Here is a 21,923-nt window from a genome sequence, read left to right on the forward strand (position 1 = left end):
AACACCGGTCAGTTTTTGCCGTCGGGGGCGGCGGAATCGGTGTGGGTGAGCATCTGGCGCAGCAACGGCAAGGTCACCGCGCGCTTTTGTTCCATCGAAAACCGGTCAAGACGGTCGAGCAGCGCCATCAGACTCGACATGTCACGCTCAAAATGCGTGAGCAGATAGGCCGGCACGTCGGTCGCCAACTGCAACCCCCGCTCGCGGGCCGCATTCTGCAACGCCTGCTTCTTGCCGTCGTCGTCGAGTCCCACAATGTGGAAAACGAGGCCCCAGCCGAGGCGGGTACGCAGGTCTTCGCGCAGCGGCATGTCGACCGGCGGCTGCGATCCTGCGGCGAGGAAGGCGCAATGCGGCCGGGCGCGCGTCTCGTTGAACAGATTGAAGGCGGCGATCTGCTGCGTAGGCGAGAGCTGGTCGCAGTCGTCGACACAGTAGACGGTGCTCGTCTCGTCGAAGGTGAAGGCGGCCAGCGGGCTGTTCGCGCGCAGATAGCGCGCGCTCGGGCCGACGGCGTGGCACAGCGCCTCCATCAGGTGGGTGCGTCCGGAACCCGCAGCCCCCCAAAGGTAGATGCCGCGGTCGCGCGCCGTGCCGGCCGAGAGTTCGGCGGGCAGGCCGGCGAGCGTCTGCGCCGCCTCGCGATTGGGCCCGACAATGAAATTGTCGAACGTCGCGGGCGGCGGTGTGCCGAGGTCGAGATACAGTTGCTGGATCACGAACGAAGAAAGCCGGCTAAAACGCCGGCAAAGGTCGGTTTACGGGGCACGCCAGCCGTGACTGGCGTCCGATATCCGCTTTGCGCGCCGAAAGGGCACGCGCATCGGGTAAAATCGCATTTTACCGAACCTTGATGCATTCCCGTCATGTCACACCCTAACGAAACTTCCGGCCTTTCCTATCGCGACGCTGGCGTCGACATCGAAGCGGGCGACGCACTGGTCGAAGCGATCAAGCCGTTTGCCAAGAAAACCCTGCGCGACGGCGTGCTGGGCGGCATCGGCGGCTTTGGCGCGCTGTTCGAAGTGCCCAAGCGCTACAAGGAGCCGGTGCTCGTCTCGGGGACCGACGGCGTGGGCACCAAGCTCAAGCTGGCCTTTACGCTGAACAAGCACGACACGGTCGGCCAGGATCTGGTGGCCATGAGCGTGAACGATATTCTGGTGCAGGGCGCCGAGCCGCTGTTCTTCCTCGACTATTTCGCCTGCGGCAAGCTGGACGTGGCCACTGCGGCCACCGTCGTCAAGGGCATCGCCCAGGGCTGCGAACTGGCGGGCTGTGCGCTGATCGGCGGCGAGACGGCTGAAATGCCGAGCATGTACCCGGATGGCGAATACGATCTGGCCGGTTTTGCCGTGGGTGCGGTCGAGAAGAGCAAGATCATCGATGGCACGACCATCGTGCCGGGCGACGTGGTGCTGGGACTGGCCTCGTCGGGCGCGCATTCGAACGGCTACTCGCTCGTTCGCAAGATCCTCGACGTCGCCAAGCCGGATCTGGACGCCGACTTCCACGGCCAGCCGCTGCGTGACGTGCTGATGGCCCCGACGCGCATCTACGTCAAGCCGTTGCTGGCGCTGATGCAGGCGCTGCCGGTCAAGGGCATGGCGCACATCACGGGCGGCGGCATCGTCGAGAACATTCCGCGCGTGTTGCAGGACCACCTGACGGCCGACATCGCGAAGGACGCCTGGACGCTGCCGCCGCTGTTCCAGTGGCTGCAGGCGCATGGCAAGGTCGCCGACGCCGAGATGCATCGCGTGTTCAACTGTGGCATTGGTATGGCGGTGATCGTCTCGGCAGCGGACGCCGATGCGGCCGTCAAGCACCTCGAAGCATCGGGCGAGACGGTCTACCGTCTGGGCCGGATCCGCGAGCGCAAGGAAGGCGAAGCGCAAACCATCGTGTCGTGAGCGGCCGGCGAGGGCGCCGCGCCCTCGCGCCTCGCGCCTCGCGCGTTAAGGATTGCACTGCAAGCCCGCCGGAGATCGCTTCGATCGCTTCGATCGCTTTGGCGGGCTTTTTTTCGATATGCGCGAGGTGGGTCACACCTTCATCCGGGCCTCGACGGCGCGCATGACATCGTCGAGCGTCGTCTCCATCACCCGTACCAGGTCGTCGAGCTGTGCACTGGGCGCAGCGGCGCGCGGCGTGATGCGCAACGTGTGAAATGGCATCGACGGCTCGAAGCGGCGCAGCACGAGATCGGAGTCGAGGAAGTCGTAGGCGGACACCGGATGCAGCAAGCCGATCCCAACGTTCTCCTTGACCATCGTGCCGATGTTGACGGAGTAGCGTGCCGTCGCAACGACCTGCTGATGCAGATCGCCGTCCGCAAAGAGTTGATCCATGCCCCAGCGCACCATGTCCGTCGGTTCGTACGACAAGATCGGCTGCCCCTTCAGATCGCTCAGGCGAATCACCTTCTTGCGCGCGAGCGCATGACCGGCGGGCAGGGCGCAGATCGCGTCGAGCTTGGCGAACGAGACGGCATCGGTCGCGGCGACGTCGATGGTGTCGGTCACCAGTCCGAGTGCGAGTTGATGGGTGACGACCTGGTCGCGAATCAGATCCGACGCGCCGGTGGTCAGCGCGAGCTGCACGCTGGGATGCAACGCCCGGTAGCCTGCCATCACGCGCGCGAAGAAGCCCAGCCCGAACGACAGGACCGACCCCACACGAACGACCGCCTTGTCGGGATTGCGCAGATTCAAGGCGAATTCGCGAATGTTGTCGAGCCCGGCGTAGCGGCGCTCGACTTCCTCGAAGAGCGCGAACGCCTCGGCCGTGGGTTCGAGCCGGCCGCGCGCACGATCGAACAGCGTGAGACGCGTCGAGCGTTCGAGATCGGCCACCAGGCGGCTGACCGCAGACTGCGACGTGCCAAGCACCTGTGCGGCTTTGGTCGTTGTGCGCGTGAGCATCAGCGCCCGAAAGGCGTCGATGTGCCGGAAATCCATCGATTCTCCACGGAAGGGTTAGCGTGTGCGCCGCATGGCCGCACAGCCGCGCTGTCGTGATTTGGGGCAGGGAGCGCCGGTGCTGGCCGCCCCACCGCTCGAACCCGCGATGGGCCTCGTGCGAGGCTCGCCCTACAGCGCGAAAGCGTGGATTTTACCGCCCTTCATGACCATCGGAATCCGCTCCCCCTGACCGAGCAGACAGTCGAGCGACGCGAGCGGATTGCCATCGACGATCAGCACATCGGCATGCGCGCCGGGCACGATCTCGCCCAACTGCCCCGACTGTCCGAGGACCTCGGCGCCGATGACCGTCGCGCTGCGAAGAATCTCCGCAGGCGTCAGCACTTCGGCGCGCAGACGGAACTCGTCGCTTTGCAAACGCTGCGACTCCCCCAGCAAATCCGAGCCGTAACCCATCTTCACACCGGCGTCGCGGAAGATCTCCAGCGAACGCAGCCCCGCCGCATGCACGCTCGCGATCTTCGCAACGCTATCGTCCGGCAGACCGAGCGACTTGCCTTCGTTCGCGAGCGCGTCATACGTTACAAGCGTTGGCACGACATAAGCGCCCTGATCGGCCATGTAACGCGCGGTGGCGGCGTCGACGAGATTGCCGTGTTCGATGGTACGCACGCCGCAGCGCACTGCGCGTTCGATAGCTTGTGCCGTGTAGGCGTGGGCGAGCACGTAGGTGCCGCGCCCGCGTGCTTCCGCAACGATGGCGCGGATCTCGTCTTCGGAATAGCCCCACGCGCCGACGGGATCGGTGGGCGACGCCACGCCCCCCGAGGCCATGATCTTGATCTGGTCGGCGCCCATTTGCAGCTCCTCGCGCACGGCGCGCCGTACTTCGTCGACGCCGTCGGCCACGCGCGACAATGCCCCCACGCGAACGCAGCATGGGCAGGGGCCGTCGGTGCCGACGTAATCGGTGCGTGGGCGGCCGTCGCCGTGTCCACCGGTCTGACTGATGGCGCGGCCCGACACGAACAGGCGCGGTCCTTCGGCCAGACCGCTTTCGACGGCATGCTTGATGGCGTGTCCCGCACCGCCCGCGTCTCGCACAGTGGTGAAGCCGCGCCGCAACATGCCTTGCAGAATCGGCACCGACTTGAGCGTGACGAGCACGTTCGGCAGATGCGCTTGCGCGGCGAGATTGAGCTGCGTGGCGTGCACATGCACGTGCAGATCGATCAGACCCGGCATGACGGTGCGTCCGTGGGCATCGATCTCACGCGCGGACGGCGCGCGAATCGGCCGATCGGACACTTCCTTGATGCGCCCGCCCTCGATCAGGACGGCGTAGTCTTCGCGCAGTTCGCCCTTGACCGGGTCGAGCAGCGCGCAATTCGACAACAGAATCGACTCCATGACCTCTCCTCCGCAATAGTGTGTCGGGGGGGGCGCCAAGCCGGCGCGGCCACCCTGTCTCGCTTTCAATCGATCGTGGCATGCGCAAGGGTGCGCGGCGTGCGTGTGAGCATGACGGGGGTATCGCCGGTGACGACCGAGTCGTCCAGACGGAAGCCACCGAGGCCGTAGACGTAGATGCCCGGTTCCGCCGAATAGACTTCGTTCGCGAGCAGCGGGCGATGGTTGAAGGCCATGTCGTCCGGGTATTCGTGGCCGATGATGCCCATGCCGTGTCCGGTGCGATGGCGGATATACTCGCCGCAACCTGCTTGCTCGATGACGGCCTGTGCGGCGGCGTCGATACCGGAGACGGGTTTGCCTGTCACCGCAGCGTTCACGGCGGCCTCGTTGGCCGCGCGGGCGACTTCGTAGAAGCGCGCCTGCTCGCTCGACGGCTTGCCGCAGAACCACGTGCGCTCGTTCTCGATCACCAGGCCGTTCAGGCGCGGGATCACGATGTTGACCATGCCGTCGCCCGCACCGATGCGCGCGCCGCACGACGCCCCATCGCCATGCGGCGAGGCCGATGCCGGGCCGGAGAGCGTCCAGCAGCGCAGCACTTCGAGATTCTCGCCGGGAAAGCGCTTCGCTCCTTCGGTGACCATCAGCGCGGCCATCGCGTAATCGAGTTCCTGCACGAGACGCCCGGGCCGGATGTTTTCGCGATAACGCTCCTGTACCCAGTCGGACAGTTCCGCTGCGGCGCGCATGATGGCGATCTCCTCATCGTGCTTGACCCAGCGCAAGGCGCGCATTTGCGCGAGCATCGGTACGAACCTGGCGTCGGGCAGCAGCGCGCTTGCGCGGGCCAGCGGCCCGCCCGCGGCATCGACCCCGATGCGCGCGCCGGCGAGGCCGGCCGCGCTCAGCGTGTCGGCGATCAGCGATGGCACTTCCGCGAGCAGCGGCTGGCGTTGCGTCACGCGCGGATGCTCGGCATAAAGCGTGACGCGATCGAGGTCGAGCCACAGATGGCCGCGCTCGCTCGCCATCCGCAGGTGATGCGTGGACAGCTCGTTCATCACGGCGACGGGTTCGCCATTGCGCGGCACGCAAATGGCGATGGGGCGCTCCCACGTCTGCACATCGACATGGAAGTTGGTCGCCCACTGGAAGAAGTCGGCGGCGGTGAACACGAGCGCATCGACGCGCGCGCGATCCATCAGATCGTTCATCAGGCCACGGCGGTACACACGCGTGGCATCGGAGAGTATCGGCATGACGAAATCCTTATCGGCGGAATGTCAGGGTGCGTGGGGGCGTCCGGTGTCCGGTGTCGGGTGTGTGCGGCACACGGGTGAGCCGCCGGGCAGTGCGGCTCACGACGTCGGTTCGGTCAGGTCATCATCGTTTTTGCATAACGACGGTGGATGACCCAATGGGACGCAATGGCCAGCACGAACGTCACGACCATCGATACGATGGAGAGCACCGCGCCGAACGGCCAGTTGTTCGCCTTCGCGATCTGGTCGTAGATCGTGGGCGTCATCATCGTGATGCCGGTGCCGCCCAGCAATACCGGCGTGGCATAGGCGTTCATGCACAGAATGAACACGAGCATGGTGCCTGCCGCAATGCCCGGCGCGGCCATTGGCAGAATCACGCGCGTGAGGGTTTGCCGGAACGTCGCCCCGAGATTGCGCGCGGCTTCCTCGACGGAGAAGTCCATGCCTTCGAGCACGCTCTGCAACGTGAGGATCATGTAGGGCAGCACCACGGCGGTGGTGCCCACCACGACCGCAAACGGCGTGTACAGCAAACGAATCGGCTGCGACACGATGTCCAGCGAGACGAGCAGCGAGTTGACGAAGCCGGCGGTGCCGAGCATGACCATCCATCCGGCTGCGCGCACGACGTTGCCCACGAGCAGCGGGAAGACCAGCAGCATCACGAGCAGGCTCTTGAAGCGGGTTTGCGTGCGAGCGAGAACGTACGCCACCGGAAAGCCGAACACCAGCGCGAGGGCGGTGCACAGCGATGCAACCTTGATCGTCGTCCACAGCACCGACAGGTAGTACGGATCGGTGAAGAACTTGAGATAGTTGCTGCCGGTGAACGCCGCCTGCATCATGTCGACGGGGTCGAACCGGTTGAAGCTGTAGCGCACCAGTTGCAGCCCCGGCAGCACGATCACCAGCAACACGACGAGCGTGGCCGGCGCGGCGAGCGAGCCACCCGTGAGCGCGCCGCGCACCGCACGTGCGGTGGCGGCCCGGGAGGCTCGAGACGAAGGCAGGCGTGGCGTCATCGCGGGCTCTGGGGTGTCGGCGACGCTCACAGCCCCACCTTGAATTCCTTGTTCCAGAAATCGAGCAGTGCGGGCTTGTCGGCGGTGAAGCGGGCGTAATCGAGTTTGACCATGCGATCGAGCTCGGCGTTGGTGAACCCCACGCTTTGCTGCAACGACGGCGGCAGATTCGCGTTCGTTACGGTCGGCGCGTAGCCCATCGTCTCGGCAAATCCGATCTGCGCACGCGGATCGAGCATCGCATTCAGATAGTTGAAGCCGCAGGCCTTGGACTGCGAGTTCTTCGGCACGGCGGCTTCGAACGTGACCGGCACGGCGCCTTCCTTGGGCACCACGTAGTCGATGGGCACGCCCGCCTTCTTCCATTGCAGCGCGCGTGCCTTCCACATGCAGGTGAACCAGATGTCGCCGCTCTTGAGCGCGGAAGCCACGGCTTCGTTCGACGGATACACCTTGGGCTGTTGCGTCTTGCGCAGCTCGCGCAGGAATTGCACGCCACCGGCCATGTCGCCGTCCTTGTGGCCGGCGGCCAGCGAGCTGCTCACCACGTTGAAGTTGTAGAGGATGTCGGAGAAGCCGACGCGGCCCTTGAGCTTGGGATCGAGCGCGGCGGTAAACGAATCGGGCTTCGTGCCCAGCTTCTCGGGGTTGTAGACGATCACCATCGCGCTGAAGATGTGCGGGATCGAGTACGGACGGCGCAGCGCCTCCAGCGCGTTCGCCAGATTCGGCACGCGCTGGGTGTCGACCGCTTCGAGAATGCCCGAGCGGTTGATGTCGTACATATCGAGATCGGCCAGGCACGCCACGTCGAGCGAGCCGCGCCGCGAGGCCTTCTCGGCGCGCAGCTTCGTCATGCGCTCGACCTGCCCGGCGGAGTCGTACGTGACCTTGCCGCCTGCGGCTTCGATGATCGGCTTGCCGATGTTTTGCTCGAGAAGGTTCAGATAGTCGCCGCCCCATGTGCCGACGACCACATTCGGACACGCAGCGGCAGCGTGTGCGCAGAGCGCATCGAGGCCGAGCGCGGGGGCGATCACCAGACCGGAAGCGGTCTTCAGAAACGAGCGGCGGTTCAGGGCGTGCGTCATGTCGTCATCCTTCAAAACGTTGGCCACAAGGTTGGCCAAAACAGGGGCCGAAGCGGGTGTGAGTGAGGCTGAGTCGTCAGGCGTTGAAAAACAGGCAGTCGGTGCTCGCGAAGCACGCGTTGAGCGTGCGGCCCGGCGCGTACCGGCCGGTGTCCTCGCGTGCGGTATTCGGGACATGCGCGACGAGCGTTTCGCCGTGCCGGCTCGTCAGCCGCAGTTCCAGCGTGGCGCCCAGATAGATCGACTGGTCGACTGTGACCGGTATGGCCGTCTCGTCATGGGCGGGGGCGTCGCTCAGGCGCAGGCGCTCGGGGCGGATACCCAGCGTCGTGGCATCGGGCGCGGCGCCCGCCAATGCCAGGCGTTCGCCCTTGGCGGTCACGAAGTGGCCGTCGGTCATGCGGCCCGGAAGGAAGTTCATCTTGCCGAGAAAGTTCGCAACGAACGGATTGGCCGGGCGTTCGTAGAGGGCATCGGCGGTGCCGATCTGCTGCACGCAGCCGTCGTGCATCACGGCGAGACGGTCGGCAATGGCGAGCGCCTCCTCCTGATCGTGCGTGACGAAGATCGTCGTCAGCCCGAGCCGGCGCTGCAGCGCGCGGATCTCCTCGCGCACTTCGCTTCGCAGCTTCGCGTCGAGATTGGAGAGCGGCTCGTCGAGCAGGAAGACGTCGGGGCGAATCGCCAGCGCGCGGGCAATTGCCACACGTTGCTGTTGACCGCCGGAGAGCTGGCGCGGATAGCGATCCGCGAGCGGCGTGAGGCGCACCATATCGAGTGCCTCGCGAATGCGTGTGGTGCGCTCGGCGCTCGGGACGTGACGCATCTCCAGTCCGAACGCCACGTTCTCGGCCACGGTCATATGCGGAAAGAGGGCGTAGCGCTGAAACACCATGCCCGTGTTGCGACGGTGCGCGGGCAGGCGCGAGACCTCTTTGCCGCCGATCCAGATTTCGCCGGCCGTCGGCTCGACGAAGCCCGCGACCATGCGCAGCGTCGTGGTCTTGCCGCAGCCGCTCGGGCCGAGGAATGCGACGAGTTCTCCTTGCGCAATCTCCAGCGAAAAGTCGGTCACGGCAGCGGCGTTGCCGTATTGCTTGCGCAGCCCGCGAAGCGAAACGTTGGCCATGTCAGATCACCTGGCTGAGTTTGACGAAGCGATCGGTGATCAGCATGACGATGCCGAGCAGCACGATCTGTGCGGCGGAGACCGCCGCAATGGTCGGATCGAGGTTGAATTCGAGGTACTGCATGATGGCGATGGGCAGGGTGGTCTTGCCCGGGCCCACCAGGGGCAGGGTGAGTTCGAGGTTCTCGAACGACACGATGAAGCTGAACAGTCCGGCCGCCACGACAGCGGGGCGCAACATCGGCAGCGTCACGCGCCAGAGCGTGCGCCACGGCCCCGCACCGAGATTGCGCGCCGCTTCCTCGATGGTGCCGTCGATCTGCGCGAGGCTCGCGCCCACGAGACGCATCGTCCACGGAATGGTCAGGCACACATGCGCGATCACGAGACCGCCGAACGTACCGACGATGTCCATGTCGAGCGCGTTTTCGGCGCGAAGATAGAAAAGGTAAGTGGCAATGCCCGCGACGATGCCCGGCACGACGAGCGGCAACAGCAGCACATTGCCGAGCGCGCGGCGCCCCGGGAAGCGATAGCGCGCGAGCGCGAGCGATGCGGCCACACCGAGAATCACACCAACGATGGCCGCACACGCGGCGAGCTGCATCGAGAGCAGAAAGCCGTCGGCGAACGCATCGTTGCGCCACGCGTTCAAGTACCACGACATCGTGTAGCCGCTCGGCGGGAACGTGATGATCGCGTCTTTGAAGAAGCTCAGCCAGACGACGAAGATCAGCGGACTGAGCATGAACAGATAGATCAGGGCGACCGCTGTGCGTACCGCCCATTGGACGACCGGCACGCGCCTCGGCCTGCCTGCCGGCAGTCGCGACACGTCACCCGCCACCCCACTCGGCTCCATCGAAGTCTGCGTCATTGGCGCCCTTCCCGATATCGTGGATTCGATGCAAATTTGCATTGATCGAAACGTTGATATGCAAATTAGCATATCAAAATCGGCATGCAAACCGGAAAGCTGTCAGGGTTTCAACGGAGGTGCGCCAGGGACTGGGTGCGCGGCGATGCGGGTTTCGCGTGGTGCGACGCAGCGCGCGCCAAGCCGTTGCGCTGCGTCGGCGAAGCAGCAGGGGGCGTCGTGCTCAGGCTTGCCAGAGGGCGCGTACCGTCTCGATGGCGCGTTGTGCGGCGTCGGCGGCGGTGCAGTCCACGACGTGGCGTTCCGGCATTGCGCGCAGCCACGTGAGCTGACGCTTGCACAGCTGACGCGTGGCGAAGATGCCTTTGTCGCGCATGGTGTCGTAATCGGTCTCGCCGTCGAGGTATTCCCACACCTGGCGGTAGCCAACGCAGCGCATCGATGGCAGGCCGGGGTTGAGATCGCCACGCGCACGAAGGCGCTCGACTTCCTCGACGAAGCCCGCCGCGAGCATCAGACGAAAGCGTTCGGCAATGCGGGCGTGCAGGATCGAGCGCTCGCCGGGTTCGAGCGCGACGGGCACGAATGTGTGCGCGGGCGGCGTGCCGGGTGTCTGTGCGACTTCGGCAAGCCAATGCGACATCGGTTTGCCCGAGAGGGTGAAGATTTCCAGCGCGCGTTGAATGCGTTGCGCGTCGTTCGGGGCGAGGCGCGCCGCCGTGACGGGATCGACGCGCGCGAGCCGCGCATGCATCGCCGGCCAGCCGTGGCGCGCGGCGTCCTCGTCCAGTTGGGCGCGCACGTCGGCGTTGGCCGACGGCAGGGGCGAGAGACCCTGCGTGAGCGCCTTGTAGTAAAGCATCGTGCCGCCGACAAGCAGCGGCCGGCGACCCCGCGCCGCGATGTCATCGACAAGACGCAGCGCATCGTCGCGGAATTGCGCGGCGGAGTAGGCGTCGCGCGGGTCGACGATATCGATCAGATGATGCCTCACGGCGGCCAACTCGGCCTTGCTCGGTTTGGCGGTGCCGATATCCATCTCGCGATAGACGAGTGCGGAGTCGACGCTGATGATTTCGAGCGGGGTGTCCTGCGCGAGCGCGAGGGCGGCGGCGGTCTTGCCGGACGCCGTCGGGCCTAGCAGGCAGACGATCGGGGAAGGTGCCTTCATGAACTGCTCAACGTCCGCGCATGAACAATTTGTCGAGGTCGCCGAGCGTGAGCTGATACCAGGTAGGACGTCCGTGGTTGCACTGATCGGCGCGCTCGGTCGCTTCCATCTGACGCAGCAGCGCGTTCATCTCCTCGTGGGTGAGACGCCGGTTGGCGCGCACCGCCGTGTGGCAGGCCAGCGTGCCGAGCAGTTCGTGCTGACGTTCCGTGAGCACATGCGAGCCACCGTACTGACGCAAGTCGGCGAGCACGGCACGCGCGAGGGCTTGCGCATCGGCGCCGTCGAGCAGCGCGGGAATGGCGCGCACGGCCAGCGTGGTCGGTGAAATCGCCGCGAGGTCGAAGCCAAGCGCGGTGAGCGCTTCCTGATGCTCGTGCGTGGTGCCGATCTCCACCGGGTCGGCGAAGAACGTCACGGGAATGAGCAGCGGCTGCACCGGCACGCTGCGCTCCACCAGCGCCTGCTTGAAGCGTTCGTACAGAATGCGCTCGTGCGCGGCATGCATGTCGACGAGCACGAGGCCATGCGCGTTTTGCGCGAGGATATAGATGCCGTGCAACTGGCCGAGCGCGAAGCCGAGCGGCTGTCCGAGCGACGTGGCGTCGGTGGTGCCGATGTTGCCGTTGTCACCGGTAGCGATCGGCGGGGTGTCGAGGCCGCCGGCGAGCGCGCCCGCGCCTTGCGACGCGCCGGCACTGCCATACGGGGGTGGGAGCGCGTCCGACACCCCCGGCTGACCATACGGACGCGGTGCCGGCGGTGCGGTCCGTCCGAACAGGTTGTCGTACACGGACAGCGGTTGCGCGACGGGCAAGGTGCCTTGCTGCATGCGCGGGTTCCAACTGCTGCCGCCCTGCGCGCCGAAGCCGCCGACCGCACGCGCGGCCGTCATGCCGCTGCCGGCCGTGCCCGGCCCTGCGGCGAGTGCGCCGCCATCGGTCAGGTGGGCTGCGTGGGTTGCACCGCCGCTGCCCGCCGCGCGGGCCAGCGCGCGTTGCACGACGTGGAACACGAATTGGTGGACGCTGCGGGCGTCGCGAAACCGTACTTCGATTTTCGACGGATGAACGTTGACGTCGACCAACTGCGGCGGCAGTTCGAAATACAGCACGTACGCCGGATAGCGGTCGCCGTGCAGCACGTCTTCATAGGCGGCGCGCACGGCGTGGGTCAGCAGTTTGTCGCGCACGAAGCGACCGTTCACGAAGAAGAACTGCTGGTCGGCACGGCCACGGCTGGCGGTTGGCAGACCGACAAAGCCCGACAGGCGCAATTCGGCCGCGCCTTCGTCCAGCGCCAGATGGGCGTCGGCAAAATCGTTGCCGAGCACGCGCGCGACACGTGTCGCCGCGTCTGACGCATTCCAATGCTCCACCGCGCGGTTGTTGTGCAGAATCGAGAAGCCCACGTCCGGCCGGGCGAGCGCACTGCGACGGATGACGTCCATGCAATGACCGAATTCGGTCTGCTCGGTCTTCAGGAATTTGCGGCGCGCGGGGGTATTGAAATACAGGTCGCGCACGTCGACCGTCGTGCCCACCGGTCCGGCGGCGGGCGTGAGCACGCCGGTATTGCCGTCGATGGCGCTCGCGTGCGGTGCATCGATCTGGCGGCTCGACAGCGTGAGCTGGGCCACCGACGCGATGGAGGCGAGCGCTTCCCCACGGAACCCGAGGGTGAGCACCGATTCCAGCTCGTCGAGCGTGCGGATCTTGCTTGTCGCGTGGCGGGTGAGCGCCAGCGGCAACTGCTCGGCGGACATGCCGCCGCCGTCGTCGGTAATGGCAATGCGGCGCACGCCGCCTTCTTCGAGTTTGATCTGGAGTGCGCGGGCGCCGGCATCGAGGGCGTTTTCGAGCAATTCCTTCACGACGGACGCCGGGCGCTCGACCACTTCGCCGGCGGCAATCTGGCTGATCAACTGGTCGGGCAGGACACGGATGGCACGCGCGGGTGCGAGGCCCGCCGGCATGGGGCCGGGGCGACGCACGTGGGCGTCGGTGCTGGCGTCGCCGGGCACGGCAGCCAGATCCTGTGACGGGGAAGCGGGGGTCGGGGTGGCAGACATGGGAACCATTATAAAGGTTGCCCTCAAAGACATAGGCCGACCGATGTTTCGGTCTGCAACACCCTTGCAGGCGCGACTCATTCCCCACATGGGAAGGTAGTAGGCTGAAGGCCGTATTCGACGCGCCCGGGCAAGTCGGCTCCGACTGTCATGGGGACTTCACGACGCCTGACGTTTGCGCTGGTATGATGCGAATCGTCTTGCGCCCGCAGGGACGGGCTGGCGTCCTTTATCTTGAGGAATCGACTTGGATACTTTGGTGCAATTGCTGGAGATGGTGCTCCACATCGATAAACATCTGGGGATGTTCATCGATCAGTACGGAAACTGGGTGTATCTGTTCCTGTTCATGATTGTGTTCGTGGAAACGGGGCTGGTGCTCTTTCCGTTCCTTCCGGGCGATTCCCTGTTGTTCATTGGCGGTGCGTTTGCCGCGACCGGCGCGATGGATCCGTGGCTGCTCGGCGTGCTGCTCTTCATCGCGGCGGTGACGGGTAATACGCTCAATTATTGGATCGGCTCGAAGATCGGGCCGCGCGTGTACGAGAAGAATTGGCGTTTTCTCGATCGCGACGCATTGCGCAAGACGCATGACTTCTACGAGCATCACGGTGGCAAGACCATCGTGATCGCGCGCTTTGTGCCGGTCGTGCGCACGTTCGCGCCGTTCGTGGCGGGCGTATCGGCCATGTCGTGGGCACGCTTCCAGCTCTACAACACGCTGGGCGCGCTGATCTGGGTGGGGCTGCTCGTGGGCGGCGGTCACCTGTTCGGCAACCTGCCGGTGGTCAAGCAATACCTGAACGTCATCGTGCTGGTGGGGATTTCGGCGGCGGTGGTGCCCATTGCGCTTGGCGCGCTCTGGAAGCTCTTCACGCGCGGACGTCGCCGCGCGCCGCAGGGTCAGGGCAAGTAAGCTCGACCCAGCCCGGTCGATGAATCATGGCGCGTCCGTTTGATGAACGGGCGCGCCATTTTTTCATTGGGGCCGTCGCGCGCTGCCTCGCGCGTTGCCTCATGCGCTGCCTGGTCTCAGGCCGTACGCTCAGGCTGTACGATTCTTCGCGAGGGGCGGATTCTTGGCGAAGTACGCCTTGATGCCCTTGAGCAGCGCGTTGGCGAGCCGGTCCTGATACGCCGGGTCGTTCAGCGATTGCTCTTCCTTGGGGTTGCTGATGAAGGCTGTCTCGACGAGCACCGACGGAATGTCAGGCGCCTTGAGCACTGCAAATGCCGCCTGTTCCACGTTCGCGCTGTGCAGCCGGTCCGCGACCGTGCCGATCTCGGCGAGCAGCGCCCGGCCGAATACCTTGCTGTCGCGAATCTGTGCGGTCGTCGACATGTCGAGCAGCGCATGCGCCACGGCGCGGTCGTTGGTCTTGATATTGACGCCGCCGATCAGATCGGACGCGTTCTGCGTTTTCTCGAGCAGGCGCGCTGTCGCGCTGGTGGCGCCGCGCTCGGAGAGCGCGAAGACCGACGCGCCGTTCGCCGACGGCGACGTGAACGCGTCGGCGTGAATCGACATGAAAAGATCGGCGTCCACGCGGCGGGCTTTTTGCACACGCACGCCGAGGGGCACGAAGTAATCGGCGTCGCGGGTCATCATCACCCGCATATTGGGTTGCGCGTCGATCTTCTCTCGCAGCCGTTTGGCGATCTGCAGCACGACCACCTTCTCGTAGGTGCCTCGGCTGCCGATCGCGCCCGGATCTTCGCCGCCATGGCCGGGATCGAGGGCGATGGTGAGCAGGCGGGTTGTCTTCGGACCGCGCGACGGTGTCAGGTTCGTCAGGCCGTCGTCGCCGCCGTAATTGCGCTGGGCGAGCGGTGGTGTCTTGCCCGGCGCGGGGGAGGGCGTCTGGCGTGGCCAACGCGGGCCCGGTTCGCGCTGCGCGTAACGCTGAAAGAACGCTTCGCTTTCATCCGTACTCGGTGTGCCTGCGCCGGACGGCGATGTCGATGTCGATGGCGGCGCGTTTTGCGCCAACGCTTCGGCCTTATGGCCGGATTTGGCGAGCAGTTCCATGAGCGGATCGGGCTCGACAGCGGGATAGAGGTCGAACACCGTGCGGTACTTGTAGCCTGCGACCGGCGGCAGCGTGAAGGACTGCGGCTTCACGCCCGCCTTGAGGTCGAAGACCATGCGCACGACGCCGGGTTTGAACTGTCCCACGCGAACCTGAATGATCTGCGGGTCGTTCGGCTGGATCTTGGACACGAGGTCGCGCAGCGCTGGATTCAGATCCACCTCGTCGAGATCGATGACGAAGCGGTTCGGACTATCCATCAGTTGCTGCTGGAACTTGACCGGGCTGTCGGTCTCGAGCGTGACGCGCGTGTAGTCTCTGGCCGGCCAGACGCGCACCGCCACGATGGTGTTGGCGAACGCGAGGCGGGGGCCGACGAGGCCCAGGATCAGTGTCGATGCGCCCGCGCGCAGTGCGCGGCGGCGGCCGGCATTGGGCGAAGAGGCATCGTCGGTACGGGTGAAGCGTTTGATCAGCATGAGTTCAGGCAAGCAAGACCGGCTGGCGTGTAGGCGCTCGTTGTCAGACGGCGGCTGTTGCCAACAGGTTCCAGCCAAAGGCCCAAATCGGGGGTGCCCAGGAGACCTTCGGCCTTTTCCGGCCACTCGACAAGGCACAGGGCATCGCCTGAAAAGTGCTCGCGAAAGCCCGTGTCGTGCCATTCGGCCGGATCGGCAAAGCGGTATAGATCGAAATGATAGACCGGCAACCCGCCGTGTGGTGTGTCGATGTTGTAAGGTTCACACAACGCGTAAGTGGGGCTTTTGACGCGTCCCGTGTGGCCGAGCGCGCGCAGCAGCGCCCGTACGAGGGTGGTTTTGCCCGCGCCGAGGTCGCCCGAGAGCTGCACGTGCAGGCCCGCGTGCGCGGGGTCGGCGTGCGCCATGCGCGCCACGATGGCGCGCGCGAGCGCCGCAGCGAAGGCCTCGGTGGCGGCTTCGTCCGGCAGCGCGAAGATGCGCTCGCCCAGAAGGGGCGGCGTCGATGGATCGGGCATTGCGTAAAATGGAGTCGATGAAAGCTTCCGTGATTCTCCCCGCTACCGCCGCACAAGTCGAGTCGACCGCACGTCCGCCTGCCTCGGAAGTGTCGTCCTCACGCGACAATGCGACGCCGCTCGCCCTCGATGCCGAGGGCTTGGCAGCGCTTGCCGGTCAGATTCGCGCTTGGGCGAGCGAGCTCGGTTTCGCCCGGGTCGGCATTGCGGACATCGATCTCTCGCATGCCGAAGCGGGCCTGCAACAGTGGCTCGACGACGGCTGTCACGGCGATATGGACTACATGGCGGCGCACGGCATGAAGCGCGCGCGGCCCGCCGAACTGGTCCCCGGCACGGTGCGCGTCATCAGCGCAAGCATGAACTACCTCCCGAACGATACCGACATGGCGAACTGGCGTGAGCACGAGGCCGCGCGGGCCGCGAGGCCCGCCGAGGCGATCGTGTCGGTCTATGCGCGCGGGCGCGACTATCACAAGGTCCTGCGCAACCGGCTGCAACAATTGGCTGAGCGCATCACGCAGGCCATCGGACCGTTCGGCTATCGCGCGTTCACCGATTCGGCCCCGGTGCTTGAAGTCGAGCTCGCTCAGAAGGCCGGATTGGGCTGGCGCGGCAAGCACACTCTGCTGCTCTCACGCGAAGCGGGGTCGCTCTTCTTTCTCGGCGAGATCTTTGTCGACATACCGCTGCCGGTGGACGTCGACGACGCGCGCGCGCCCGATGAGGCGGCGCGCGGGGGCGAGGGCGAGGGGGGGCGCGAGGGCGAGCGGCGGGGCATGCAGCGCGGCGAGCACTGCGGGCAATGCCAGCGATGCCGCGACGTCTGCCCGACCGGGGCGATTACCGAGGCGTTCCGCGTCGATGCGCGGTTGTGCGTGTCGTATCTGACGATTGAACACAAAGGTTCGATTCCCGAGGGCTTGCGCGCGAAGATGGGCAATCGTATTTACGGCTGCGACGATTGCCAGCTCTATTGTCCGTGGAACAAATTTGCTCAGCCGTCGCCACTCGCCGATTTCGCTCCGCGCAACCGGCTCGACTGCGCCTCGCTCGTGGAATTGTTTGCCTGGAGCGAAGCGGACTTCATGGAAAAGCTGGCGGGTAGCCCCATTCGCCGCATTGGCTACGAGCGATGGCTGCGCAATCTGTCCGTCGGACTCGGCAATGCATTGCGCGAAACGGCCGACCCCGGCGCGCGCGCACCGCTGCGCAGCGCCTTGCAGGCGCGCCGCGATCACCCCTCGGCGCTTGTGCGCGAACATGTCGAATGGGCACTGACCCAGGAAGGAGCCACCGCTTGACCACGCCGGCACGCAACGCGACCGAGGTCGACACCGACCACGGCCGCGACCACGATGCTTCATCCCCGCTCGTCTTCGATCTAGACGGCGTCACGTACGTGCGCAGCGCGACGCTCATCGACCAGTTCTGCGACACGATCTGGCTCGAAGACGGTCTCGCGCGCAACACGCTCGAGGCGTACCGACGTGATCTGCGCCTCTTCGCGGAATGGTTGGCCGCCAAGCGCGAGACCTCGCTCGACGGCGTGGACGAGGCTGCGCTCTCTGCCTATCTCGGCTGGCGTCGCGAGAGTTTGGCGAGTAGCGTGAACCGTCGTCTGTCCGTCTTCAAGCGCTTCTATCAATGGGCGTTGCGCGAACACATCGTGCCGCACGATCCGTGCCTGCGCATTGCGTGTGCGAAGCGTGCCCAGCGGCTGCCCACGACCTTGTCCGAGGCGCAGGTCGAAGCGTTGCTGGGTGCCCCCGATCTGACCCAGCCGCTCGGTCTGCGCGACCGTGCGATGCTCGAGTTGATGTACGCGAGCGGTCTGCGTGTGTCGGAGCTGGTGGCGCTCAAGACCATCGAAGTGGGATTGAACGAAGGCGTGCTGCGCATTTTCGGCAAAGGCGCGAAGGAGCGCCTGGTGCCGTTCGGCGAAGAGGCCAACGGCTGGCTCACGCGCTATCTGGCCCAGAGTCGTGGTGTGTTGCTCGCCGGTCGCGCCTGCGACACGCTGTTTGTCACGCAACGCGGCGAGGGCATGACACGGCAGGCCTTCTGGTATTTGATCAAGCGCTATGCGTTGCAGGCGGACATTCGTGCGCCGCTCTCGCCGCATACGCTGCGCCATGCCTTCGCGACCCATTTGATCAATCACGGTGCCGATCTGCGCGTGGTGCAGTTGTTGCTCGGCCACGCCGACATCTCCACCACGCAGATCTACACGCACGTTGCCCGCGAGCGGCTCAAGTCGCTGCATGCGCAGCATCATCCGCGAGGGTGATCGCGGTACGCGGTACGCGAGCCGCGAGCCGTGCCGCCACGCCGCTATGCCGCCACGCCGCTACGCCGTCAAAGCATCGCTTTGAGCTTGTGTTTGAGCACCTTGCCCGTCGACGCGGCGGGCAAGGCGCTCAACACACGAATCTGCGCCGGACGCTTGTATGGCGCCAAGCGCTTCGCCGCCCACGCGGCCAGCGATGTCACGTCGATGACATGGCCGGGGCGCGCTTCGACGAACGCGATCACCTGTTCATTGTCTTCGTCGGGCCGTCCGAGGACTGCGGCTTGAAGCACGTCCGGATGGCTGGTGAGCGCCTGCTCGACTTCGATCGGGTAGACGTTGAAGCCGGAGTGGATGATGAGTTCCTTGGCGCGTCCTGCGAGGAAAAGCGCACCATCAGCGGTGCGGCGTGCCAGATCGCCGGTGCGTAACCAGCCGTCTGCGCTCACCGTCGCGGCGGTGAGTTCCGGGGCGCGGTAGTACCCGAGCATCACGTTCGGGCCACGCACCCAGAGTTCTCCCACCTCGCCCTCGGGCAGATCGCGCCCGTCGCCATCGACGATCCGTACCGCGACCCCGGGGATCGCCGGGCCGACGGCACAATCCTCGCGCGGCGCATCGAGCAGCGTTTGCGAGACCGTCGGGCTGCTCTCCGTCAGGCCGTAACCGTTGTGAATGGGCAGGCCGTAGAACGCCTCGACACGCGCCTTGAGCGCAGCATCGAGTGGCGATCCCCCCGAGTAGACGAAGCGCAAACGCGGTGCGGCGAGCGATCGGTTCTGCCGCGCGACATAGGCCATCAGGCGCGCGTGCATGGCGGGCACGCCTTGGAGGATCGTCAGCCCGTCATGGGCAAGCGAGTCGAGTACCGCTTCGGGGCTGAAGCGCGCTGCGAGCCGTAGCGTTCCGCCAGCGTATAGCGTGCCGAGGCAGACGGATGTCAGTCCATACACATGCGAGATCGGCAGCACGGCGTACGCGATATCGTCGGCGCTTACGCGACGCAAGCGGCTCGACACTGCCGCGATGAACATCAGATTGCGATGCGAGAGACAAACGCCCTTGGGGGTGCCTGTCGTGCCCGTGGTGTAGATGAGCGCCGCGCATTGCAACGCCGGGTCGGCCTGCACCGGCTCGGCGAGGCTCTCGGGGTCGGCGTCGGACGCCGCAATGGCCCCCAAGGCAAGTTCCGTCCAGACCACCTTGGCGGCGTCCGCCCGGGCGTGTGCGGCGGCGTCGGGAGAGGCGTCGACGGTGTAAATCGCGCAGCGTGGCCGGGCGTGATCGCGAATGACGCTCAACTCTGACGGGGAGAGCCGCGCATTGCAGAGCAGCGGCCAGGCGTCGAGGGCGGCCACGGCGAGTAGCAGCACCACATACGCGATGCCGTTCTCGCCGACGATCATCACCCGATCGCCGCCCCGCACGCCGTGCGCGCGCAGGCGCTCGGCGCAGGCGCTGACGGCGTGCGCCAGATCCCCGTAGGTCAGACGTCCGAAGTCGTCGATCAGGGCGGTGCGTGCGGGCGTTTGCGCGGCGATGCGCGCAGGTAGCGTGTCGATGCGTGCGGGCAGATTCGCGAGCAAGGTGGCGGCGAACGTGTCCTGAGGCGAGGTGACGGGAGTGGCAGACATGGCCGCATTGTAATGCCGACGGCTGCTTCGGGCAGTACGCCGGCGGCCAGGGCGCTTGGGACACCCACATTCCTGGGCCGCAGCAACGGCTGCGTTTCATTACAATAGGCGCCCATGAGTAAGAGCAAACACGTCTCGGAAACGCCCGCCACGCAGTTTCTGAAGCAAAAGAAAGTGGCCTTTACCGAACACGTCTACGAATACGTCGAGCATGGCGGGACCGCGGAGTCGGCACGCCAGTTGGGCGCGGACGAACACGCCGTCGTCAAGACGCTGGTCATGGAGGACGAAAAAGCCCGGCCGTTGATCGTGCTCATGCACGGCGACCGAACCGTCTCGACGAAGAATCTGGCGCGTCAGATCGGCGCCAAGCGCGTGGAACCCTGCAAACCGGACGTGGCCCAGCGCCATTCGGGGTATCTGGTGGGCGGCACGTCGCCGTTCGGCACCCGGCGTGCGATGACGGTGTATGTGGAAGCGTCGATCCTCGATTTGCCGCAGATATTCATCAATGGCGGGCGACGCGGGTATCTCATCGGCATTGCACCGCAGGTGCTGGTTAATACGTTGGCGGCCAAGCCGGTCGCCTGCGCATTGAACGACGAGTAGCGCCCGTCAAACGGTGATGTGCGCCGGTCTGAGGGCTGCGCGCGCGGTGCAACCCCGTGTTTGTCAGTATGGGGGGGTGGACCGGCTCAAGTAGAATGGCGGCCATCACTATTTCTGCTCACGCTCGACGTTCATGGCCACACTGGTTTTTATCGTTCTCGCCTATCTGATCGGCTCGGTGTCCTTTGCGGTGATCGTCAGCCGAACGATGGGGCTCGCCGACCCGCGCAGCTACGGATCGGGCAACCCGGGCGCCACGAACGTGCTGCGCTCCGGCAACAAGAAAGCGGCCGTGCTCACGTTGATCGGCGACGCCTTGAAGGGCTGGCTCGCGGTGTATCTCGCGGCGCGCTTCGCCGACGCCTGGGGCGTGGGCGATCTGGGTCTCGCGGGCGTGGCCCTCGCGGTCTTCGTCGGCCATCTGTATCCGGTGTTCCTGCGCTTTGCGGGCGGCAAAGGCGTGGCGACCGCTGCCGGCGTGCTGTTTGCCATCAACCCGATTCTGGGGCTGGCCGTCATGGCCACCTGGCTCATCATTGCGATCTTCTTCCGCTATTCGTCGCTTGCCGCACTGGTGGCGGCCGCGTTCGCACCGCTCTACTACGTGTTCATGTTCGGCTTCGGTCCGTATGCACCGGCGGTGATCGTCATGGCGATGCTGCTGGTCTACCGGCACCGCGCGAACATCGGCAAGCTGATCGCAGGTCAGGAAAGCCGCATCGGGCAAAAGAAGTAAAGCCGCTGTCTCGGGCAACCCGGCCGACACCCGGACGGTTTCGGCCATGAAAAAACCCGCAGCGAGTCTGCGGGTTTCGTGGGTCTGCTGCGCGCTCGCGCGGGTCAGTCGCGGAAGTTGTTGAAGTCGAGCGGGGTGTCGGTCACATCCTTGCGCAACAGCGCCATGGCGCTTTGCAGGTCGTCGCGTTTGGCACCCGAGATGCGTACGCTATCGCCCTGGATGCTTGCCTGCACCTTCATCTTGCTGTCCTTGATCAGGCGCACGATCTTCTTGGCCAGATCGCCTTCGACGCCCTTCTTCACCTTGACGACCTGCTTGACCTTGTCGCCGCTCACCTTCTCGACCTTGCCATAGTCGAGGAAGCGCACGTCGACATTGCGCTTGGCCATCTTGCTGATGAGCACCTGTGTGACCTGATCGAGCTTGAAGTTGTCGTCGGCGAAGAGCGTGAGTTCCTGCTCCTTGTGCTCGACGCGCGAGTCCGATCCCTTGAAGTCGAATCGCGTCGAGATTTCCTTGTTGGCCTGCTCGATGGCGTTCTTGACCTCTACCATGTTGGCTTCGCTAACCACGTCAAACGATGGCATCTGGCTCTCCTGAAATGCAAAGGGTTCGTGAAATGGCACGCTGGGCGTGCCCTGCGGGTTGGGCGTCACCGGCG

20 protein-coding genes are annotated in these 21,923 nt (G+C 65.5%); 6 read left to right on the top strand and 14 right to left on the bottom strand.

The genetic code is table 11. The features are described from left to right. Positions 1-8: 8 nt before the first annotated feature. Positions 9-719, bottom strand: coding sequence for a DnaA regulatory inactivator Hda (hda, locus tag ACE3UG_RS10100; protein ID WP_374623060.1), 711 nt, complete (start codon positions 717-719; stop codon positions 9-11). A 147-nt stretch (positions 720-866) separates the two neighbouring features. Between hda and purM the strand changes: the two genes are divergently transcribed. Continuing rightward, a complete protein-coding gene (gene purM, locus ACE3UG_RS10105; protein ID WP_374623063.1) occupies positions 867-1,913 on the top strand; it encodes a phosphoribosylformylglycinamidine cyclo-ligase in 1,047 nt (348 codons plus the stop codon). A 132-nt stretch (positions 1,914-2,045) separates the two neighbouring features. Here the strand turns inward: purM and ACE3UG_RS10110 are convergent, their stop codons facing one another. The 9 genes from ACE3UG_RS10110 to mutL all read right to left on the bottom strand — a co-directional run bounded on the left by ACE3UG_RS10110 (position 2,046) and on the right by mutL (position 12,867). Next, complete coding sequence (locus ACE3UG_RS10110; protein ID WP_374623066.1) at positions 2,046-2,960, bottom strand: LysR substrate-binding domain-containing protein; 915 nt, start codon at positions 2,958-2,960, stop codon at positions 2,046-2,048. 132 nt (positions 2,961-3,092) lie between these two features. Then, the gene (locus tag ACE3UG_RS10115) at positions 3,093-4,334 is read right to left on the bottom strand and encodes an amidohydrolase family protein (RefSeq protein ID WP_374623068.1); all 1,242 of its coding nucleotides are present in this window, start codon (positions 4,332-4,334) and stop codon (positions 3,093-3,095) included. Between the two features lie 65 nt (positions 4,335-4,399). After that, positions 4,400-5,596 (bottom strand): M24 family metallopeptidase, encoded by a 1,197-nt coding sequence (locus ACE3UG_RS10120; RefSeq protein ID WP_374623071.1) that lies wholly within the window; start codon positions 5,594-5,596, stop codon positions 4,400-4,402. Positions 5,597-5,712: 116 nt separating this feature from the next. Continuing rightward, a complete protein-coding gene (locus ACE3UG_RS10125) occupies positions 5,713-6,624 on the bottom strand; it encodes an ABC transporter permease (protein WP_374623073.1) in 912 nt (303 codons plus the stop codon). A gap of 26 nt (positions 6,625-6,650) precedes the next feature. Next, positions 6,651-7,715: an extracellular solute-binding protein gene (locus tag ACE3UG_RS10130; RefSeq protein ID WP_374623076.1), complete on the bottom strand. Its 1,065-nt coding sequence runs from the start codon at positions 7,713-7,715 to the stop codon at positions 6,651-6,653. A gap of 76 nt (positions 7,716-7,791) precedes the next feature. Continuing rightward, a complete protein-coding gene (locus tag ACE3UG_RS10135) occupies positions 7,792-8,844 on the bottom strand; it encodes an ABC transporter ATP-binding protein (RefSeq protein ID WP_374623079.1) in 1,053 nt (350 codons plus the stop codon). Position 8,845: 1 nt separating this feature from the next. Then, positions 8,846-9,721 carry an ABC transporter permease gene (locus ACE3UG_RS10140; RefSeq protein ID WP_374623082.1) on the bottom strand — a complete coding sequence of 292 codons (876 nt, stop codon included), beginning with the start codon at positions 9,719-9,721 and terminating at the stop codon, positions 8,846-8,848. 223 nt (positions 9,722-9,944) lie between these two features. Beyond that, entirely contained in the window at positions 9,945-10,892 is a 948-nt protein-coding gene (gene miaA / locus ACE3UG_RS10145; protein WP_374623085.1) for a tRNA (adenosine(37)-N6)-dimethylallyltransferase MiaA, read from the bottom strand. Between the two features lie 7 nt (positions 10,893-10,899). Further along, a complete protein-coding gene (gene mutL, locus ACE3UG_RS10150) occupies positions 10,900-12,867 on the bottom strand; it encodes a DNA mismatch repair endonuclease MutL (protein WP_374623278.1) in 1,968 nt (655 codons plus the stop codon). 343 nt (positions 12,868-13,210) lie between these two features. Between mutL and ACE3UG_RS10155 the strand changes: the two genes are divergently transcribed. Then, entirely contained in the window at positions 13,211-13,879 is a 669-nt protein-coding gene (locus tag ACE3UG_RS10155; RefSeq protein ID WP_374623088.1) for a VTT domain-containing protein, read from the top strand. 129 nt (positions 13,880-14,008) lie between these two features. Here the strand turns inward: ACE3UG_RS10155 and ACE3UG_RS10160 are convergent, their stop codons facing one another. Continuing rightward, positions 14,009-15,484: an N-acetylmuramoyl-L-alanine amidase gene (locus tag ACE3UG_RS10160; protein ID WP_374623091.1), complete on the bottom strand. Its 1,476-nt coding sequence runs from the start codon at positions 15,482-15,484 to the stop codon at positions 14,009-14,011. Further along, positions 15,466-15,990: a tRNA (adenosine(37)-N6)-threonylcarbamoyltransferase complex ATPase subunit type 1 TsaE gene (gene tsaE / locus ACE3UG_RS10165; RefSeq protein WP_374623094.1), complete on the bottom strand. Its 525-nt coding sequence runs from the start codon at positions 15,988-15,990 to the stop codon at positions 15,466-15,468. The genes ACE3UG_RS10160 and tsaE overlap by 19 nt, the downstream gene beginning before the upstream one ends. Before the next feature lie 8 nt (positions 15,991-15,998). Here tsaE and queG point away from each other — a divergent pair, with 8 nt between their 5' ends. After that, positions 15,999-17,294, top strand: coding sequence for a tRNA epoxyqueuosine(34) reductase QueG (gene queG / locus ACE3UG_RS10170; protein ID WP_374623097.1), 1,296 nt, complete (start codon positions 15,999-16,001; stop codon positions 17,292-17,294). Further along, complete coding sequence (gene xerD, locus ACE3UG_RS10175) at positions 17,261-18,280, top strand: site-specific tyrosine recombinase XerD (RefSeq protein WP_374623100.1); 1,020 nt, start codon at positions 17,261-17,263, stop codon at positions 18,278-18,280. Before queG ends, xerD begins: the two co-directional genes overlap by 34 nt. Before the next feature lie 68 nt (positions 18,281-18,348). On the opposite strand, the gene ACE3UG_RS10180 is transcribed toward xerD, so the two are convergent. Continuing rightward, positions 18,349-19,914, bottom strand: a complete 1,566-nt coding sequence (locus tag ACE3UG_RS10180; RefSeq protein ID WP_374623103.1) for a class I adenylate-forming enzyme family protein — start codon at positions 19,912-19,914, stop codon at positions 18,349-18,351. 114 nt (positions 19,915-20,028) lie between these two features. On the opposite strand from ACE3UG_RS10180, the gene ybaK reads away from it, so the two are divergent. Continuing rightward, a complete protein-coding gene (gene ybaK, locus ACE3UG_RS10185) occupies positions 20,029-20,523 on the top strand; it encodes a Cys-tRNA(Pro) deacylase (protein ID WP_374623106.1) in 495 nt (164 codons plus the stop codon). Positions 20,524-20,656: 133 nt separating this feature from the next. Next, positions 20,657-21,259 carry a glycerol-3-phosphate 1-O-acyltransferase PlsY gene (gene plsY, locus ACE3UG_RS10190; RefSeq protein WP_374623109.1) on the top strand — a complete coding sequence of 201 codons (603 nt, stop codon included), beginning with the start codon at positions 20,657-20,659 and terminating at the stop codon, positions 21,257-21,259. 104 nt (positions 21,260-21,363) lie between these two features. Here plsY and ACE3UG_RS10195 read toward each other — a convergent pair whose 3' ends face one another. Continuing rightward, on the bottom strand, positions 21,364-21,849 hold the full coding sequence (locus tag ACE3UG_RS10195; protein WP_374623112.1) for a YajQ family cyclic di-GMP-binding protein: 486 nt from the start codon (positions 21,847-21,849) through the stop codon (positions 21,364-21,366). Between the last annotated feature and the right edge of the window lie 74 nt (positions 21,850-21,923).

Source organism: Pandoraea sp. (genome assembly GCF_041919235.1).
Taxonomy (GTDB): Bacteria; Pseudomonadota; Gammaproteobacteria; order Burkholderiales; family Burkholderiaceae; genus Pandoraea.